This window comes from Candidatus Endolissoclinum faulkneri L5, assembly GCF_000510265.1.
In the GTDB taxonomy this organism is placed as follows: domain Bacteria; phylum Pseudomonadota; class Alphaproteobacteria; order Thalassobaculales; family Thalassobaculaceae; genus Thalassobaculum; species Thalassobaculum faulkneri_A.
The window spans coordinates 925,796-946,866 of the sequence record NZ_CP006745.1 but is presented as its reverse complement, the minus strand read 5'-3'; the positions used below and the strand labels follow the sequence as shown (position 1 = coordinate 946,866).

General features: G+C 32.9%; 10 protein-coding genes. 7 read left to right on the top strand and 3 right to left on the bottom strand.

Annotated features, from left to right (window positions below; translation table 11 throughout):
* Window positions 1-932: 932 nt before the first annotated feature.
* Window positions 933-1,751 (bottom strand): DUF4167 domain-containing protein, encoded by an 819-nt coding sequence (locus P856_RS04540; RefSeq protein WP_420885838.1) that lies wholly within the window; start codon window positions 1,749-1,751, stop codon window positions 933-935.
* A 1,911-nt stretch (window positions 1,752-3,662) separates the two neighbouring features.
* Between P856_RS04540 and P856_RS02790 the strand changes: the two genes are divergently transcribed.
* Entirely contained in the window at window positions 3,663-4,556 is an 894-nt protein-coding gene (locus P856_RS02790) for a DMT family transporter (protein WP_025300655.1), read from the top strand.
* Window positions 4,557-5,053: 497 nt separating this feature from the next.
* Here the strand turns inward: P856_RS02790 and P856_RS02785 are convergent, their stop codons facing one another.
* Window positions 5,054-5,860, bottom strand: coding sequence for a sulfotransferase (locus tag P856_RS02785; RefSeq protein WP_025300654.1), 807 nt, complete (start codon window positions 5,858-5,860; stop codon window positions 5,054-5,056).
* Window positions 5,861-7,655: 1,795 nt separating this feature from the next.
* On the opposite strand from P856_RS02785, the gene P856_RS02780 reads away from it, so the two are divergent.
* Complete coding sequence (locus tag P856_RS02780) at window positions 7,656-9,668, top strand: aminopeptidase P family protein (protein WP_025300653.1); 2,013 nt, start codon at window positions 7,656-7,658, stop codon at window positions 9,666-9,668.
* A 1,995-nt stretch (window positions 9,669-11,663) separates the two neighbouring features.
* Here the strand turns inward: P856_RS02780 and P856_RS02775 are convergent.
* Window positions 11,664-12,458: a hypothetical protein gene (locus tag P856_RS02775; protein WP_144079727.1), complete on the bottom strand. Its 795-nt coding sequence runs from the start codon at window positions 12,456-12,458 to the stop codon at window positions 11,664-11,666.
* 1,385 nt (window positions 12,459-13,843) lie between these two features.
* Between P856_RS02775 and argS the strand changes: the two genes are divergently transcribed.
* From argS to tatC, 5 genes are all read left to right on the top strand, one after another.
* The gene (gene argS, locus P856_RS02770) at window positions 13,844-15,598 is read left to right on the top strand and encodes an arginine--tRNA ligase (protein ID WP_025300651.1); all 1,755 of its coding nucleotides are present in this window, start codon (window positions 13,844-13,846) and stop codon (window positions 15,596-15,598) included.
* A 2,512-nt stretch (window positions 15,599-18,110) separates the two neighbouring features.
* On the top strand, window positions 18,111-19,208 hold the full coding sequence (locus P856_RS02765; RefSeq protein ID WP_025300650.1) for an ABC transporter ATP-binding protein: 1,098 nt from the start codon (window positions 18,111-18,113) through the stop codon (window positions 19,206-19,208).
* Between the two features lie 139 nt (window positions 19,209-19,347).
* Window positions 19,348-19,542: a twin-arginine translocase TatA/TatE family subunit gene (locus P856_RS02760; RefSeq protein ID WP_025300649.1), complete on the top strand. Its 195-nt coding sequence runs from the start codon at window positions 19,348-19,350 to the stop codon at window positions 19,540-19,542.
* Window positions 19,543-19,653: 111 nt separating this feature from the next.
* Window positions 19,654-20,151 (top strand): twin-arginine translocase TatA/TatE family subunit, encoded by a 498-nt coding sequence (locus P856_RS04150; RefSeq protein WP_025300648.1) that lies wholly within the window; start codon window positions 19,654-19,656, stop codon window positions 20,149-20,151.
* 5 nt (window positions 20,152-20,156) lie between these two features.
* Complete coding sequence (gene tatC / locus P856_RS02750; RefSeq protein WP_044215016.1) at window positions 20,157-20,969, top strand: twin-arginine translocase subunit TatC; 813 nt, start codon at window positions 20,157-20,159, stop codon at window positions 20,967-20,969.
* Window positions 20,970-21,071 lie beyond the last annotated feature (102 nt).

Sequence of the window (21,071 nt, the reverse complement as noted above, 5' to 3'; positions counted from 1 at the left end):
CATGTTGATATCACGCTTAACCAGAGAGAAATATTTACACGCTTAACCAGAGAGAAATATTTAATCTATTTGGCTTTTCTGTAACAGTTGATCAACATTAATCGAAGCAAAAACATTAGCTAATACGTGAAAAAACCAGCATCAAACTGATCATGTTCAAAATTACCAAGAACAACACTTAATACATCAAAGCGCCTAATTTAAAAATTAAAATTTACTAAAGTAAAATAAAAAATAAATTCTACATAAAGAATTTTAAAAAAAACTATTCAATCAATAACGCTGAAAATCTTTCTAAGATTTAAGACAATCTAAATTAGATAAAAATTATGAATGGCTAATACTTTATGGATAAAGTAGCAAATATGAAAAACAGAACAACTAATTTCACATAACAATTGTTATGTAATAAAGCACTGCTGTTATTACAAGATAAAACTGATAAATAGACGAGATATTTGATATATTTTCGTAATATGAATAAAATTTCAAAGGCAAAATCTAAAATATTCTTTATTAATATCATCTTAATGCAGATTGTTAACTTAGTTTTTATAGAATAATTAACAATACTAAAAATAGGAGGAACAGCAATATCAGTACATCATATTATAATATTTTGTAATATATTACATAATCATTTATGTATAAAATACGCATCTAATACGTAAAATCTGTTTAATCGCGCAATTTTCCTGATAAATAACTAACTTTTATTACCAGTAGCTTTAAAATCTATTTTTGACACATTAGAAGAAGTTTTTGTAGAAACAGTAATAATATAAATTATCTAAAATTATAAAAAGAATTTAAAGTTATATAAATTAGAATATAAATAGAAAGTTAGATTATGAAGCTAAATCAACGATTTTTAATAAAAAACAAGCCGCTTGATTATGTAAAATTATTCAATTCATTCTCATTTAAGCTAATCAGCTATTTGTATCTATGATGTCTTTGTTAACAGACTGTTCCATATTAGAGCCTCTACGTCGCCGTTTTCGGCGCGGTCGAGGCTCATCATCTTCGCCTCTACCCTTAATAGCAAGCAAATCATCTTCCTTATTATTTGAGACACGAAGTATTTGCTGTGCAGCATTATCATTAACGGATTCTACTACCTCGTTAGATTTTGTAGAGGTTTTGCTTGAAAGTTGATGGATAGAAGCTGCCGTTTTTGTGTCCTTTTTTTTAGATTGTTCTAATGGAACTGCTTTGACGTTACGTTTTTCACCCCGTTCAAAACTAGATGATTGACCATCATAAGATCGTCGCTCAGAACGGTAATTATCATCGCTATTATTTATACGGTTATTTCCTGTTTTGTTGCAAGATGCAAGGCGAGAATCCTCAACTTCTTCCTCATTCGAATCACGGGGAGCGCCATTGTGCTGTTGAACTTGAAAATTATTACGATCATGGCGGTCAGCTTCATCTTCTGCAAATGCACTAACAATTCTATAATAGTGATCTGCATGCTGGAAGTAGCTTTCTGCAAGGACCCGATCCCCGGACGCTGCGGCATCTCGTCCGAGAGCTAAATACTTTTCATAGACCTGGTTAGCGTTGCCTCTTATACGCACGTCAGGTCCATTACTATCAAATGTTTGATTACGATTAGGCGTGTTCGTACGGCAATTACTACGTCCGCGATTACGCTTTTGATGCGGGCCTTGTCTCATGCCAACCACATTTCCTGTTGTTTCAAAATCGAACCATTGTCTAGTTCTTAGGCTACGTTTTTTAAACAAAACTACCTATGTGCTTCACACTAATGGTCAATTTGCACAAAGCAATCCTTATTCTAGATAGAAACTTCATAATGAAATAAAACATTATATAACCCCATATGTCATAATATAGCATTTCCTCATGCACTCCAAGCGGTTTTCCTGTTGTTAGAGATTTGTAAAAATATTTTATTATGCCGTCATAGATAAGCTTTATAGCTAATAACTTAATATAGATTTATTTTTACTTTTAGTCATTCACAAAACTATTCTAACTGATGTATACGTTCAATATATGAGTGCTAAATAGTCAATAGCAGCATAACAATTACTTTTTTTTGAGCTAGCGTTGATGTATGTATTTTTTATCGCAGTAGCAAAATGTTATTAGCGGTGCGCTATAAGATCAAATTTGGCAATGAACTACTAACATTTAATTTTTAGTATATTATTACAAATAATGATTATGAGGTAAGCTTAATAGCAAACAATTGAGGTATTTACATAAAGAGTAAGCTCTAGTTAATGAGATAACCTTTATTCCCCTAAGTATGGGTTTTATTAAAGTCTTTAAAGATAATTATTAGCAAATAATACATTATAGGCAGTAAAATCAGTCTAGACTGTAAGTTGATATCAGAATCGAATGATCATATAGTTTATTACTAGAAGAATAAACTTGTTAGCTATGTGTCCGAATCAATGTTTGCTATATATGCATTAGTTAAACATAAGTACAGAGAGATTTTTATTTAATGATTGTTTTAATTTAAGTCGTTAAAAGTAGACAATAATAAAAAAATTATGAGCAAATTACAGTGACAATACTCTAAAAATAGCAATCGATCTTTTTAGATAAAAAAACAATTATGCGATTTTATATAAAAAGGTAATTATCTAATCGCACTTAAAAAGCTTACTTTTGTAAGTATATCTTATACTGTATTACACGAGCGGTATGTCTGATTAGAATTGTCTAATGTTAGGTTATAATCATTTAAGTAGTTGAGATAAATAATAAAAAATTACCGATAACGATTTATTTTACCAAACAATTGCCAACAATGCATCTAGCATTAAAGTAATTTTCTTTAAGAAAAAAGTATAAAATTTAACCACAAACAGGACAGATATTTTAAGATGTTAATCGTATAAGTAATTGTTTAGCTTAATTGTTGTCTGAGTTCTTAGGAATAAGAGAACTGTTTTAGTTATTGACTAGACGATAAAATAATTTACTGCGTAGATCCTATTGTCATCACTTCTAATATTTTTAGGATATAATGCTGTAACTTACCCGCTAATATTTTTTATATTTGAGCACTGTTATTGAGTATGTATCTATCCTAATGCTGTTGTTCTACTTGTGAGTAATTCGCTATTGCATAATCATTGTGCGTTTACAAATAAAATCGCACTTAAGATAAGTATTTATTATTATTCTGTAATACTATATGGTGACTTAAAAATGAACCAGCTCTGATTCAGCTAAGGAAATTGATGCCTTGGATATAGAGTTTCAGTAAAATTCTCTGTATGTTTTTTTTTGGCTATTTCTTAGTTATTTGCTAGTCTGCTTGTGACTAAAGTTGTATCTTTTGTAAAAATTTTATAAAGCCATTAAGGCTATATGCAATTATGTCCTCAGGTGCTAATATATTTGAAAAACAAAACATTTAACTATAAATACAACTTAAACTTAATATCCTGCCGAGGAATGTTCAATATAACAAAAAGTACTGGTGTTCTTGTTACGCGAATTAGTTGAGTAAGACATTTCAATATGAGTGATTGTATGAAAATTTAGTACGAATCGTAGGTTGTTTCGAGTTACGTTAATAAAATTTAATCGAGTTACGTTAATAAAATTTAATATTTATTCCATATCTCATAATATCTAAATACTAAATAATTTAGCCAAAAGCATAAAAGATGATAGAGGTGACGAACTTTTCCTTTGATTATATACAAATAATCCTAGCAACAACTGCATCACTGATGTTTGCCCTTGGGGCTCAATGGCAAAAAATTGGCTTAGCGACTGTAGACTGGTCTACTGGAGCAATGGTTTTAATTACTGCAGCTACTTGCACCCTGTGGTTTTTTGCTCCTTTTTTTATGCATTGGCAATATTGGCTAGAACCGGAAGTATTGATATTTGCTTCAGTTGGTCTTTTTCGTCCTGCTGTCTCTGCAAATCTAGCTGCTGCTGGAATACGCTATCTTGGGCCTACATTGGGTAATGCTTTAGCTTCTATTTCTCCATTATTCGATACTGTTATGGGTGTTTTAATTTTAGGAGAAAGATTTACATGGCTAATGGCGATTGGAACCGTCGGTATTATGATCGGCATTTTGTTATTATCTAAACGTGGAGAGATTAAGGCCAACTGGCCGTTATGGGCATTATTTTTACCGATCGGTGCTGCTTTGCTACGTGCCTTAGGTCACTTACTGTCAAAAATTGGTATGCAGTCCGGCATTCCAGATCCTTATTTCGCAAGTATTGTTGGTTTTACAGTTTCCGCGATCATAACTTGGTCAGCACAAGGCTTGCTCCGTGATTCCACTTTGATAGATTGGCGAGCTCCTGGAATAAAGTGGTTTGCGTTGGGTGGAGCAACGACCTCAGCTGGTATAATTTGCTTGAATGTTGGATTGTTGCGTGGTGATTTGGTTTTCATTTCGCCTATGGCGGCAACCTCACCGATATTTACTATGCTGTTGTCAGTGCTAATATTTCATAGCGAACGTTTGAGTAATAAAATTGTGTGCTCAACGCTTATCGTTGTGATTTCTGTTTTTGTCATTGCTCTCGGTAATTAAGTGTTTGAATCATTAAAGAAGTATGATCACTTAAATACTAAATCATTCTTAGATACTTTGTAATATATGGATCATCTCAGATAAACAGATAATTAGTTATATTTAATATAAGCTAAGTAAATTAAATCTAGCAAATTAAATAGATTATTGCGATGTTTGTTTTTCTTGCTTATTTTATTCTGCCGTTGGCCTAAATTTTTTAATTGTTGGAGAATAACTAGAATAAAGTGCAAGGTTTATAAAGAAGCGTTTAATTATGCATTAGTTAGAAGTAATTGTAGAGTAGATGTGTTGTACTTGTCTGCATATTACACGAAATTGATATAAATCACATTTATAATATAAATATGATTTTTTCTACAGCCTATAATCTTATTAATCGAATACTTGATAAATTATTTATCGATGCCTTCTGATAATAATGTTTTAGAGAGCAAATGCAAATTAAGCTTGAAATAGTAACTTAGACATTAAAGACTAATATCTTTAGTCTATCTTTAGTCAACTGGCCATCCGGTTGTACGACAGAAATCAATTTGTGCTGGAGTAAAAATAGATAAATCATGTTTGCGCCATCGAGCAATGGTTTCTGGCGCAGTAATTTTACTAGTTGCCTTTACCAAGGTAGCTTTATCTATTGATGTATTTAACTTTTCAGCTAGTGAAATCATATCTTTCATTGGATTGACGGCAAAAGTATCAAATTTTAAATTATAGATTCGCATTTTATATCGTGCGGTCATGTTATTAAGTCGCTTTTGAGTACGAATCCAGTAATCAAGTTGGGCAGTTTCTGGTGTGGCATAAGTATCTAAATCTATATCAAACAACCAACCCCAATTTCCAAGTTGAGCCTTATTGTTGCTATAAGCCATGTCAAGTGGATGACGAGTGACATAAATAAATAGCGCCTTTGGCCAATGATCTAGAATTTGTTCCAAAAATAGATGACAGTTTGGTTCTTTAGTCATCCAAGCAACGGGATCTTTAAACCTATCAAAACCTTTTCGTTGTCGATGCCAAAATCGCCCCAATGCTGGCCAGCGAGCTATTGACATTAAGCTAACACCTTCCCGCATCACTTGTTCAAATAATGCAAGACGTTGGTGAATTTTTTGTGGCGCTACACCACGGCGGATCCAGTTAGGTCTCTTAAACAGCTCGGTAAAAATCAAATTATCGTTAGCATTATTAATGCAATCACCGGCATAGTAGCCCAAAGATATCATTGCATTAGCAACAGCCCGAGTGCCTGAGCCCCCAATTCCTCCTATAAAGATAATAGGTAATTTAAATTCAACCATTTGAATGGTGTTTATCTGCTCGAATTAATTAATAAGTAATATATAGCATCTATGCTTAATTTAAGTTCTGATTATATCATTAAACATTTTTGATAGCTTTCTTTATGTAATACAACATAATTTAATCAACAGTAATTATACTAGTTAAAGTAATTTAAGATAATGCATAGTTTTTTTTGACAATTTATTATAGTAGAATGATATAGTATGTTTTCTTAAGTAAGATTATAAAAATGTATTAATTACTCATTAGTAAAAAATAATTATTAGTTATGTGGATTAAGTAATAACATCCTAACTTTCTACGTTAAATCAATGTTAAGGTGTGTTAGAATTTATATTGAGCTTTGTGTAATACATACTTCATGCAATTTTTAAAATTGCGTTTTAAGTCGAACAATCAATCGTAGTCCTAGACTGTATTTCGCATAATTAAAAATTATTACAACTAGATAACTAGTTTTAATGAACTAGATAACTAGTTGTAATAATAGGAAGCTAAAAATAGATTAACTACTAAATGTAAATTTAAGCTAACAATCTGCTTTGGAACATAGTAATTTGAAACATAGTAAATGAATCGTAATTGTTAAGCACTGCAATAGATCTACTCTGTTACTTATGTAAGCTAATGTCTGTTGTCAAATCTTAATTAGCAATTTTTACCTCTAGTTGACTAAGCAGAGAGCCTATGAACAGTTAAAATAAAAAGACTTTAATAAGATTAAATATTATATTATTTTTCCACATAAGCTAATGCCTTACCTTGTTATCAAGTAAATTTTAGGATTAATGTTCGTATAATACTAAATTTACTCACTAGTTGGTTAACTTTTCTTTTTATCTACTGGCACATTAGTTTTTTCAGCGTATTAGTTGTATAACAAGATGTTAAAAAATATTAAAATTTATAGTTTGCCAAATTAAATTATTAAATAATAACGCAATTTAATCTGCTTGAAGGTTAAATATACCTAAGGATAAAATTACATAATTTTACAAATTTCTATAATTAAATTAATAATAAGATGCAAGTCTTTTGTAAAACTTTGCTTACACTCTATAGATGAGTAAGTTTCATTTATCTATTAAGAGAATGAGCTGATTTTAATATTCCATTGTTCATAATTTTTGTCAGTATAAATATTTATTAGTATTGTATGTTGCTTACGTATTAGTATTGAGCTTATCATCAATAAGTTCTAATAAGAAGAAAATACATTTTGCTTCAATATTACTTTTAAACTAAAGTAGTTATTAAGTAACCCTATTCGCTCTCTTAATGAGAAATATCTATTTCGTTAATTTTTCTTGAGAGTAAATAAAAGTAATGTAAAGCAGGTAAATTTTTTAGGAAAATCAATCAATAGATTTTTATCATATCAATAGTATTTAAAAATTACAAAAACCTCTCAAATTATAATAACCATATTTTTATATGTTGTTGATGAGCATTAAATATTACCCATAGACAGCAGCTAAGTTAGCATATGCTTTGATGTGATTTAATTTTCCTTAATAGATAAGAATTATGAATATTTGTTTCATTTTCCTAGATTTTTGCTAGAATAGGCTGTTATGTTTTTAAAAAAAATTTAAAGATCTTGCAAACCCATAAGTGTTTTGCTTGTAATTAGAGTGTTATCGACAATGAAGTTGTTTGAATTATTTAGGAGTTTACTTTATTTATTACTTGGTTAGAAGAAAAGCAATATTAAAATAATTTAATGTTGCTTTTCTTCTTTGTTTTATCAAAATCATAAGAAAAAAGCATATTTGGATGGATTTTCTTTAATTGAAAATACCTAGCTATATCTCTTCTCTTTGCTTTTCTTTGCATGCCACAGGCATTGAAATTGATGCTTGTGAATTAACTCAAATTTTAATGCGAATCGCGAGTAGTCCCAGAACTTATCCAACTCGTGCGTGGCATCAGCTAATCTTCACTTCTGCTTTGCCTAATACCTTGGCAGATAATCTCGATTATGCGGTGGAATCATTACGTCAAACAACCTATAAGGCAGGACCAAAGTCCTATTCATCTCGGTTAAGTCAGTTACGCACTGCACTTACAAAGATAGGTCTTAACGGATTTATTCTGCCTCGAGCGGACGAACATATGGGTGAATATATCCCATACTCAGCGGAGCGTGTATCTTGGTTAACTGGCTTTACTGGTTCATTTGCTGTGTTGTTAATACTAGCTGATGTAGCGGTAATATTTGTAGACGGCCGCTACACTAATCAAGTCGTTCAGCAAGTTGACCTTGATCTATGGAAAGTGGAAAATTTTTCTCTCAAAAACCTAACCAGCTACTTACAGAAGTATCTTGCCTGCCGATCTCTTGCCTTTGATCCTAAACTACATTCGATTAACACAATTAAGCAATTGACTACTGCAGTCCAAGATGTGGGCGGTGTTATGGTTCCATTGGAAATCAATCCAATTGATGAGTTATGGACCAATCAACCATATCCTCCGTTTGGTCCAGTAGATTTACTTCCAGTTACATTAACAGGCTTAGAAGCGGTAGTTAAGCAAAAGTTAGTTGCAAATACACTGGAAACCTATAAAGTAGATTCGATGATATTAAATCAATTAGAATCAATCGCTTGGCTGCTAAACTTACGTGGTGCTGATATAGAGTACACACCTTTGCCATTGGCTTATGCTATTATTAATCATACCGGACATGTTAAGCTATTTTTAGAAGAAGCAAAGTGCAAGAAGTGCTTATCCACCATCTTGGATAATAAGATGCTTTCTTTGCGGCCATTCGAGGACATTAATAACGAAATAGCTACTTTAGGGCCGGATAATAAAATAGCAATTGATCCGAATTACGCTACTGAGTGGATGCGTCGTAAGTTGAAAAACGTTGGTGCCGTTATTGTCTTGGCTTCTGATCCTTGTATTATGTTTAGGGCGCGCAAGAATGTTGTTGAACTAGCTAATACTCGTAATGCTCATATTCGCGATGGAGTTGCGGTAATACGCTTTTTGAAGTGGTTAGAAGGTAATGCTAATAACACTACTGAATTAGGTGCTATTGAGGTATTGGAAAAATTTCGCTCTGAGATTGCTGATTGGCGTGGTCCTAGTTTTCCCCCAATATCTGCCTCTGGCCCTAACTGTGCTATAGTGCATTATCGAGCAACATCAAGGAATAATCGTCAGCTATATAATGATAATCTTTATTTGATTGATAGCGGTGCTCAATTTTCTGATGGAACTACTGATATTACACGAACTATCGCTATAGGTGAGCCAAATCAAGAGATACAGGAGCGCTTTACTTTGGTCTTAAAGGGACATATAGCCATTGCTTCAGCGCGTTTTCCGGTTGGAACTAATGGTGGTCAGCTTGATGCGTTAGCTAGACAGTTTTTGTGGAAAGCTGGGCTTGATTTCGATCATGCCACAGGGCATGGGGTGGGAGTATTTCTTGGTGTTCACGAAGGACCACAGAGGATAGCCATTGCAAATAGTATTCCCATCGAAGCTGGAATGATTTTATCGAATGAACCGGGATATTATAAACCTGGTGCTTATGGCATTCGTATAGAAAATTTGATGATAACTGTACCAATACCTTCAGATAATGATCAAGTAACTGAAATGCTGGGTTTTGAGATCATTAGTTTTGTACCAATCGATCGGCGGTTAATCGAGGTATCATTGATGACAAAGGAGGAAATTAGCTGGTTTGACACTTATCATGCAGAAGTATTTGCCACAATATTGCCGCATTTGGATCCAATTCACCAGGACTGGCTAAAACAGGCGACAGCGCCTCTGGGCAGCTAAGTATAATTGCTCGGTTTTTATCTTTATCAGCAAATAGTTTAATCAAAATATAACTTAGCTTTTAATCTAAGAAGAAAGACCTCATACCAGCTTTTTAATATATTGTATTTTTGCGTTGTAATTAAAAATAAATTGCCGGTGAGCTAATAGATTAGCAATTCGCTTATTTTCTTTTTTTTAAGAATACTAATATTTATGTTGAATATTTAGCGGTAAGTAATCGGATGATTGCTTGCTTTGCAAGCCAGTCGGTATAATGATTATGGGTATACCTAATGTTTATATTTCAAATCTATCTAAGATAACTAATCAATCTGTCGTCTTACAATAGAGTCATCATTATTTTTTAATTTATTCGCTATTTAATCCTATTAATAATTTAATGCGCTGCCTTGATTGGCAATCGTAACTATTGTTTTTATGATTTAGCAATAAGCTATATATAGGCTTTTAGGTTACCTAATTTGTAATTAACAAGCGTTGAAAATAATTTTATCAGTCGTTAATCTATAACTATCTGGATATCTTAATAATCAAATTTTGTTTTTTTAGAATAAAAACAGTTATTTTTATGCATTTGCTTCTAGCAATAAGGTAATCTTGTACATAATTTTGTGTTACTGTAGTTGGAGAAATATATTATGCTTTCAATTTATTTGATTATCTACTAAAAATCGAACAGAGGTTTTTGTTAGTTGTATCATATAGTTAGATTTTTAGCAGATAGCTGTTGGTAAAAGTAATAATCTTTTTATTAAAAAGATAAATCTAGTGAAGATTGATCGTATAATGATACCTGCTAATGTACCGATAGTACTGCTAGTTAAGATAACATATTTTTACTTAAAACAACGATTAATTAGTGATAAAAATTAGATCTTATTGCTATTTTTAAGTTTTCATGCACTTAATTAAACCAGCAATAAAATGCTTTGTTGCTTTTTAAAAAATTATATGATAGTTTTATTATTTATTTATTATTTTATTTTTAGTGAGCTTGATGTTAGGGTATTAGGATATTGTTAGTATTTTTGTCTGGTAATAGGATAGCACATAAGCAATAAAATGTATTTTTAGCTATAGTTATGTAATTATAAAAAATTAGGTAAAATACAAAAAGAAGGATTTATTAAATATTTGTCTCTTACGCTATAGAGCTATTTGGCATCGCTTCACACTAAGTAGCTAGAAGTATTTATCTAAAATCGTTAGTTAAAATTTAATATTGTTTTAGTAGCATTAGTCTTTGGTATGCTACAGAATGAATTCGCAAAACCCTTTAGTCAAGTTAGCCTTAATAAAATTAACATTAAATTTTGCTGTATATATAAATCCAATTGCTAAGTTTTACTTTTATTGATGTTACTAATAATCTAAGAAAGTGTTGTATAAAAAGTTTATTGTACAAATTATCTAACGATTGGATGTAATATTCTTCATGTAATTATTTTATTGATGGGTACTATAAAGATAATTTGATTGTTAAGATTGTATTTAGATGTTTAATTAGAAATAATCTTGGAAAACTTGACAAGGCAGTCACCTAATCTACTACCTTTGTTACGTTACTAAAGGTCTCTGTAACGTAACAAAGGTGGAATATTTTACTCTAATAGATCTTATTAAATATAATTCGAGATAATACAGAATTATCGAAGATTTTAAATTTTGTTATATTTTGAGCGGCTTATGAAAAGATTAAGTGCTTAAATGATCCACAAATATCTCTACTGGGGAAGATTAGTTAATTTTTCTCTAGTTTATCTGCTGCAAGCTAATCCCTGAATCTATAATAAAATTGCTCTGTTGCTAATTTTTAGCCTAGAATGATTGAGTAATTTTATAACTTTAGTAAAAGCGATATCAGTGCTTTTAGTCGCCATTAGATAATTACATAATCATCAATGCAGACATTATTGCTCATTAATTTATTATTCAAGATATCTATAAAAATTAAGTGTATTACATAATTGTCAAATTGACAGCTAAACCTATCTATCTTGCAATAAGATATAAGTGTGATCTAATAAGGTGTAAGAGACCAGGAACTGCAGCTGTAGCAATCTGTGAAGCAACTGCTGACCAATCCATCAGCAACTTTTTGTGAGCAACAACGTTGGATTGCTTAATGCTACCTAGATTGTACCCGTAAGCATCTGCTACACTCCAAGAAATAACAACTAAATCATTATTGATATCATTTGGTGTTAGCATAACTGTTCCCTGTACCACAAATCCATTTTTCGCAGGAAACTTAGTAATATTGACATTAACTTTTTTTATAGCATCAGTCAAACTATGATGCAGCAAATCGTTGCCATTACCCGGGGCACCTATAATTTTATTGATTGTTATTGTTAGATCCGCGGGCTTAATATTAATGCAACTAATAATTTCTGGCATGATCCAACAGGTCATTTGATTTAGAGCTTGATTAAGACTGATATTACTTACGATCATATCCTTCCGCACCGCAACCACTTTGCCGTCTGGTTTTTTTAAAGTCCAATTGATTTTTAGTTTATCATCCGATTGTTGCTCAACTAGTACTATAAGAATTAAACTTAACTGGTTTGATGCTACCAAACTAGCAGGTATACCACGCTTTTGGAGTTCTTTAACGGCCATAGCTGTAATTCGGCTCATTACAGCGGGATCCGCTAGACCAATCACTGGACGTACCAATACTCCTTCTGTATAAGGGGGGATTAGGAAAGAATCATGAGCTATATTGGCTATGTTCTTAGAAAATGGCTGTGGTACTTGTCCGCAGGCAGATAATAGAACCAAAATGCTTAAAATTGAGAGCTGTTTAGGTATCAAACGATAACTTGATTTATTATTGATCAAAAAGAATAGTAAAGTTAACATTAGCAGCAACGGCAATATTATACTGCATTATTTTTATTCTTGTTAAGATTTAAGTTGTCTAAAGTGTTTTATTAAAGTGTGCATTATGCACGTTGCTAGTTTTTATTGCTTATAAATAATGATTTATGATAAATATATTTATCATTTTATTAATTATCTGCTTATAATTCATAATTGTTCTCTTGAAATTTTGTGCTAACGTTAGTAATATGGAGCTTTTATATAATTACGTGCGATAAGACGATATAAAAAATATTGATAGGTTTGTTAAATTGATAATTCTTTGAGTTTTCATACAATAGCTTTGGTCAGCATGATTTAGTTAATTTAACTTTCATTTTTTAGAATAACTTTTACTTTAGCTTAGTAAAAATTACTTTTAATTAAAATGTGTTACACTTATCGTACTCGGATGGAGTAAGCATTAGCTATCATGCTTGGGATTTTAGATATACGGGATGAGACAATAAGAAATGCTTTGAGTCTTTTTGATTCTTGTTATAGTTGGACAACAACAAGCAAAACTTTGCTAAATGCTCAGTGAAAAATGTTGCAAGTCTTTTTTAGTAAACGCCGGTGATTTAAATAATAGCGTTTGGTTTTTATTCCACAAACTTAGCATATTTTAAATAACTTACTATAAAATTATAATTTTACACTGCATAGAGCCCAGGAAAGTTATTTTGTTAAAGTAAATTTTAGTCGTACATCTGCTAGTTGTATTATTTGAGATCAATAGTGCGAGCTATAAAATCTAATTGTCTCAGTAATGAGATGCTAATCATGAACTATAAAAAGCATTGTTAGCAATTACAACAACTTGTTTGTATTAACATTTTGTCTTAGATAGATTTTGCTATTAAAGATTATATTTTATACTATAAAACTGTAATTATGATAGCATAGTACCTGGTTGATACATATTGTTTGTTTCTTATTAACTAGAGTTTGTTTTGATATTTTTATTTTTCTTCGCGGACTAATAGAGAAGCTAAAAATTTTAACCTAGTAATGTGGAAGTGGATCAGAGTTTGATTAAGGATCAATTTTACTTCATTGATCATCTATCAAAAGCTTATCTTTTTTAAATTATAGTACTTTTCTTGAGAAAAATTACTTTGTATATGATTATAATTTAAGTAAGTAATTTACAATATAAAGCTATTAAAGACTAAACGTACAAAAGGAGTATATTTCTTACGTAGACACTCTTCGTTTTCCTGCATAAGATTTTTTACTAAGCTTAGTTTGCGCTGTTAATGTAAATAATTGGAATGAGAGAGAAAAATAATAAGTAAGTTATAATGAATATATTTAATTGGATCAAGTACGAAATCAAAGCTTGTTTAAGAAGCGCAGCTATTTCAAAAAAATGGCCAGAAAAATTACCATTTGAGCGAATTACTGTTGAGCCTCCGCGCGATGCTTCTAATGGCGATATTGCCACGAATGCTGCCATGATATTGGCTAAGCCGATTGGGATTGATCCGTACGATATTTATTTACCGCTGGCAGAAGGGTTGAAAAAGCTTGAATCTGTCAAAAGCGTTGAGATTGTCGAGCCAGGCTTTATCAATATTCGCTTATTATCAGGTGTTTGGTTGGCCCAGGTTAGCAAAATACTCGAATTTGGCCAAAATTTTGGGAGCTCTAGGATGGGCGCTGGCCGTAAAGTAAACGTGGAGTACGTTTCTGCAAATCCTACCGGTCCACTGCATGCTGCTCATGCCCGCGGTGCGGTTTTTGGTGATGCACTTGCATCCTTGCTAGAGAAAGCTGGCTTTCAAGTTGTACGAGAGTATTACGTCAACGATGTTGGTTCACAAATAGATAAGATGGCTCACTCTGTTTATTTTCGTTATCTAGAAGCGCTGAATGCTAACTCGAACATTCCAGAATGCGATTATCCGGGTGAATATTTAAAGGATCTTGGTAAGGCATTAGTAATGCGAGAGGGCGATAATTTGATAAATGCTTTAGAACAGGAATGGCTAGAACCTGTTCGGACTTTTGCCGTCGAACTTATAATGACTAATATTATGAAAGACCTACTAACGATGGGCATTCATATGGACAGATTTTCCTCTGAGCGTGCTATTGTAAAAAAAAATGTTATTAGTCGTGCATTAGCTAAACTAGAAGAGGCTGGGTTAGTTTACAGAGGTGTGTTAACCCCACCAAAGGGAAAATGTCCTGACGATTGGGAACCACGACCACAGCTTCTCTTTAGGTCAACCAAGTTTGGTGACGACGTTGATCGCCCACTACAAAAACCTGATGGTTCCTGGACTTATTTTTCCAATGATATCGCTTATCATATGGATAAAGTGGAACGCGGTTATATGGATATGATCGATGTTTTTGGCGCTGATCACGGAGGCTATGTAAATCGAATAAAGGCGGCAGTCTCTGCCATAACTGCTGGTCAGGGTAATTTGGACGTTAAGTTGTGTCAGATTGTGCATATGTTGGACGGCGGCAAGCCGGTGCGTATGTCAAAGCGTTCCGGAAATTTTGTTACTTTGTCCGAAGTACTAGATACAGTTGGACCTGATGTTCTACGCTTTATTATGTTGACTCGGCGTAACGATCAAACTTTGGAATTTGACTATCGGCAGGTTAGCGAGCAAAGCCGAAATAATCCGGTGTTTTACGTACAGTATGCGCATGCCAGAGCTTGTTCAGTAATCCGTAACGCTAAGGAAATTTTTGTTGCTGAAGATCTCTCGGATTTTGCACTTTCTCAGGCTGAAATAAATTTATTAACTGACCATAATGAGTTAAAGCTTAGCAAGCTGCTTGCAAGTTGGCCTCGAGTCGTAGAAAGCGCAGCGTCATCACACGAACCACATCGAGTTGCATTCTATCTTGCTAATGTTGCCGCTGCCTTTCATGAGCTCTGGAGCAAGGGTAGAGAAAATGCTCGGTTGCGTTTTATTTTAAAAAATGAACGAGAAATAACTATGGCACGGATTGCCCTGGTGCGTGCAACAGCTACGGTGATTGCCTCTGGACTAAAAATCATTGGTGTTACACCTATGGATGAGCTCAGAGGATAAAGAAGAATAATTAGTAAATTACACAAGAGAGCCTTATAATAACTATTTTGGATCTACCGTCGGGTATTTGTACGGACTAAGCTATGTAGCTTAGAGGCAATTAGATTCAGTAATTTCTTACTGACACAAGTGGAATTTTGAATTTTATAGTTACAACTTACAATTTTCGATATGCAAGACAAGGAAGTCGCGACGTGGTAATATAAGATAAATTGACAATAGTTCATAATATCAATACATTCAATGCAATCAGTTATTCAAACTCTAACACTGCACCATCATCGTGGTATAAAATTATTCCATGTGATGCTGTTATTATTTTACTTGGGATGAGAAAAGAATATTGATATACACCTTAGTATATTGATAACAATACAACAGCTAATAGCAGATAAAATTGGTAAGTAAGTTTAACATGAGCGACCTTGGATAAGATTATTCCTTATTTTAATAGCATTTGCTTTAGCCTAGATTCAGGTTAAGAAATTATTTCAATTTAGGATAGTTTGTTGATATATTTTAACTTAATAACAGAAACAACTTCCTTGACTTAGATCTTATTAATAGCACTTGTTATAAGTGAAGGTATTTTATATTTACGGCTTAAATGCATGCTATTGCTTGGAAGCAAGCAAGCTATTAAGCGTTAGCACATTGCTCAAACAACTATGCGCTCCTTTGTAAGAGCAGAGTAGTATGCTACCAAAATGACGAGAGCCAAACAAATATCCCTCTTAGTGCCGTAAACAATGCTGATATTTTACCTTTTAATCTATAGCGTCTGTAAAATAGCATTTTTGCCTTTAGCAGTAGTATAGCCACCCAAGATAAAAAATGTTTAGGCGGATTAGTTAACTTTTTTTATCTTATTTTAGTAATTAGAATTTAATTAACTCCAAACTAATCCAAAGATTTTATTTACTAAAATTCTACATTTAATTATAGAAATCTGCTTTCACTAAAGAAGTTTTTTTTAATATACTTCATCTTTCTAGGATAATTAATATTGATTAATATAGCAAGAAATCCTTATTAAAGACCTAATAGTCATATAATTGTGTTCTCTTTTTATGTCATAAAGTGCGTTTGGTCGCTAATAAATAATTATTTATTATATTAATTATTTATTATATTATGGAGTATATTATTCATTATATTATGGAATATTTTTAAATGCCAAAAACTTCTAAGTATTTATATTTTGTATTAAATTATTTAGAAGATGTCTCCGGAGCTTATCCTAATAATACGCTTTTTACTGATCTTGTGCTTACGGCCATAATAAGTATTAAGATAAGCATGCGTTGATTTATGTAATCCATAAGGTTAATTTAATTCTACACTGATAGAATCTTGTTGTTCTTGATTGCAATTTCGTGAACTTATACTAGCTTATTAGCTAGGGACTTGTAGTTAGTGGAACAATATGCGTTATTAATTTTTTTCAGAGCAAGTCTATGACCTGTGATGGATAATCTAGATTTGTATTTGTTGTTAATATTTACTGTTTGGGTTCTTTCAGGTACAAATTCATTTGTAGTTATTTAGATCTAGTTATTTCTTAGCGCATCGATTCTGTGTTACGTTGAAGTACTCTATTTAGGGGATTGCATCGCAAACATTGCAGCTTAACGCAATATTTTTTGATAACACTCGATGAGTATAAACTTGCTAATTGCTGTGAAATTAAAAGTTGCTAAGGTAAAGATTTATTAGTTTCCTTTAGGTTAGATTAATTCTTATACTGTTATGCGTTATAGCGCATATTAAGTAAGGAAAAATTATCTGGCTCGCCTTTAATAAGATTAACCGGTCTAAAATTTAGATCATTTTTATTAAAAATTTATATTTAAATTAGTCGTAAATTGGTAGGAGAATGTTTACGATTGCACAATGTTAAGTAGTTTATGTTTTTATGTGCTAGAACCTATTATCAGATTTGATCTATCTGTCAATAATCTAATAGTTGCGATTTTTTACATCTAGCAAAATCATTATTCTTGTTTTTTTGTCTTTGACAACGAATATTATGTATTGCAGTTAGGAATATAAGCCTAACAATTAGTTTTTAGATGATCACTACAGCATCACTTTAATATAATCTTAATTATATTAATTTTTCCAGTAAGTAAAAATAATTGCTTGCTTGCTTTATTAATTTGGCGATTGCATTATAGATTTTTATAGTTATAATAATCGAAAAGATCTCTATCAATGAATAAAAAATACTATCAGTAAATTAATAATTATTCTTAATTTTTATTATTAATACAATAACAAACATTCTTGTATGGGCAGTTCCTAATTATGCTTTTGTTAGGAAACAATAATAAAGGTAATGTCTTAGTTTGAATTTTGCTCGGAGACTATCTACTAGGATATTTCGGTAAGCTACTACTTAATAGCTGACTAGTGAATTGTTAATCCTTTAGACAAATCTAAGCAATTCTTTGACTAAATTTTTTATGTAATAGTCACGGCTGCTGACACTTTTGGGTTGCCTACATCTAATATGACATACAAGCATCGTATTCCTCTAGCTCTTTCCATGACCTGTATTCGCCATGCCTATGGATCGGTACAGGCTATTGATGGATTAAATGTTTCTGTTAGGCCTGGTGAGATAGTTTGTTTACTTGGCCCGTCTGGTTGTGGAAAAACAACAATCTTACGCTTGGCAGCTGGACTAGAGGATATACAAGAGGGAGAGATATCCCTGAACGGACAAGTTGTGGCGGTAAACGGCAACAATTTGGCTCCGGAAAAGCGCGGAGTTGGACTAGTTTTTCAGGATTACGCTTTGTTTCCGCATCTTGATGTGATAGGTAACGTAACCTTTGGTTTGATTGATTGGCGAGCTAGTGATCGTAAGGCTCGCGGGGCATATATGCTAGAAATAGTCGGACTGAAAGATGTTGCCAAAGCCTTTCCCCATGAACTATCCGGCGGTCAGCAGCAACGTGTTGCACTAGCTCGCGCTTTAGCTCCGAAGCCGCGTTTAGTGCTGCTTGATGAACCGTATTCTGGCCTGGATGCTCGACTGCGGGATCGTATACGAAAAGAAATGCTACGTATTTTGAAATCAAGTTTTTCTGCTTGTTTAATGGTTACTCACGATTCTGAGGAAGCTATGTTTATGGCTGACAAGATTGTCGTCATGAGAGCTGGGCAAATTGTTCAGCGTGGTAGTCCTGCTGAGCTTTATTGTTCACCATCTGGAGTTTTTGTCGCTGCATTGTTCGGTGAGGTGAATTTGATTGAGGGTAGAGTGCGTGGTGATACGGTCGATACTATAGCCGGAGCATTTTCTTCTGGTGGACTGCCTAATGATCAACATGTTACTGTAGTTGTGAGGCCAGAAGGTGTGCATATTGAGACTGCATCTGACACATTTAATTGCGGTATTTATTGTGAAGTAAATCAATCCCGATTACTGGGTAGCGTTAGCTTAATTAATCTTAGTGTTAGAAGTGAGGATGCGAGATTTGGTAAAACATTGCATTTAATTGCGCGTGTGTCAGGAATTTTTTTGCCATTGCCTGGAACTCGTGTACGGATTACGATCGATCCTTCTCAAACTTTTGTGTTTGCGCATAGTGAACCCAAGTAAAAGCGAAAGGCTATGGTATCTAAACATAATCTGGCTTTATATATTTTGCTTTCATTAAAATTATAATGATTTTGCTATAGATCGTTGGTAAAGTCAGTTAAATAAATTCATTTTAGGCTAGAATTTTTAGGAACATTTCATGGGAAGCTTTAGCATATGGCACTGGCTTGTTGTGTTAGCAGTTTTACTTTTGTTGTTTGGAGGTAAGGGTAAAATTTCTAGCTTAATGGGTGACTTCGGTAAAGGAATAAAAAATCTTAAACAAGGCATGGAATCTGATAGCTCTGGTGCTCAAAAAACAAACAAGTTAATATCCGAAAAGACCAAAGATTAGCGTAAGATTAACAAGTGACTTGATCAAAAAATCTTTAAGTGCTGACCTTAAATTTTTAAAGTGCTGCTGCTTGAAGTATTATAGTAATGCGAACAGAGTGAGTAAATATAAATGTTTGAACTTGGATGGCAAGAATGCATTATGATAGCCATTGTAACAATTATTGTGCTGGGTCCAAAAGAATTGCCTTACGTAATGCGATCAATTGGTCGGTGTATGCGTAAAATAGCTTTGATGGTACGAGAATTTCAACGTATTATAGAAGAGCCTGGGCTTGATGGCATGCAACTTGATATGCGTTCGGTTTTTGAGGAAATAGTTAGCAAAAACTTCGATGTGCCCTCTGAGCAGAGGGGTTTTATGCATAATAGTTTTAAGGAAATGTACAAGTCAGTAAATGCAAAATTGATCTTTGATAGCACTAGTAATGAGGTTGATAACGGCATTTATAATCCGTCACGAATTTTTGATATCGCATGTGATGATTCTGATAAAACATTATCATCTTTTCGGGAAAAAACTACTTTGAGTTTATCTTCTATGCTGCCAGAGGAAGATTCTGTTAATACTCATCGCGTTGATGAGAATAAATATTTTAGAAGTAATTGATCGGTATGAGTAATTCTCTAAGAGATCAAAAATATGATCTAAATAATGCGAAAATGCCGTTCGTCGCTCATTTACTTGAGTTGAGGATGCGGTTGATCTATGTGATTGCAGCTTTCCTAGCATGTTTTTTTTTAGGCTATTATTTGGCTGAGCCGATTTTTTGGTTTTTGGTTGAGCCTCTACGAGAATTGTGGATTGGTCAGTCAGAGCGCCAGCTTATTTATACCGGTTTGCATGAGGCTTTCTTTACTTACATAAAGTTAGGCTTTTTTTTTGCTACTTGCTTATCTTTTCCGTTAGTATCGATGCAGATATGGCTTTTTATCGCTCCTGGGTTATACAAGAGGGAGCGTCGTGCATTATTACCTTTTATGGTAGCTACTCCGCTGTTGTTTTTGCTAGGTGGAGCTATTGTATATTACGTCGTTATACCAGTTGCCTGGCAGTTCTTTGCCAGTTTTGAAATCGCCACTTCGCATGGTCGCTTAGCTATGATGTTAGAGCCGAAAGTTGATCAGTATTTGTCTTTGGTAATGAGATTAATCTTTGCTTTTGGAGTTGCTTTTGAGCTTCCTGTATTGCTTATTTTGCTAGTTAAGTATGGTATAGTTAATTCTCGGATCCTTAAAGCAAAGCGAAAGTATTTCATTGTATTGTCGTTTATAGTAGCTGCTATAGTAACCCCCCCCGACGTCGTTAGCCAAGTTCTGCTTGCCGTTCCTATTATTCTTCTTTATGAGTTTTCTATTTTTGTTGCCCAGTTTGTCGAAAATAGGCGTAAAGAAAATCTAGAGACAACAGGGTGCGGTGTGGTTTAATGTTATAAGTTATTAATCCTTATCTAGTTGTTAAAACAATGGGGTTTTTTTAAACTAAATGTCATGATGAATTCCTAGAATGTATTTATAAGATTCGTAATT

Excerpts from the sequence above, each read along its gene's own strand:
- P856_RS04150 (WP_025300648.1), top strand. The coding sequence starts at position 19,654 with ATGTTTGAACTTGGATGGCAAGAATGCATTATGATAGCCATTGTAACA.
- P856_RS02790 (WP_025300655.1), top strand. The coding sequence starts at position 3,663 with ATGATAGAGGTGACGAACTTTTCCTTTGATTATATACAAATAATCCTA.
- P856_RS02760 (WP_025300649.1), top strand. The coding sequence starts at position 19,348 with ATGGGAAGCTTTAGCATATGGCACTGGCTTGTTGTGTTAGCAGTTTTA.
- argS (WP_025300651.1), top strand. The coding sequence starts at position 13,844 with ATGAATATATTTAATTGGATCAAGTACGAAATCAAAGCTTGTTTAAGA.
- P856_RS02765 (WP_025300650.1), top strand. The coding sequence starts at position 18,111 with ATGACATACAAGCATCGTATTCCTCTAGCTCTTTCCATGACCTGTATT.
- tatC (WP_044215016.1), top strand. The coding sequence starts at position 20,157 with ATGAGTAATTCTCTAAGAGATCAAAAATATGATCTAAATAATGCGAAA.
- P856_RS02785 (WP_025300654.1), bottom strand. The coding sequence starts at position 5,860 with ATGGTTGAATTTAAATTACCTATTATCTTTATAGGAGGAATTGGGGGC.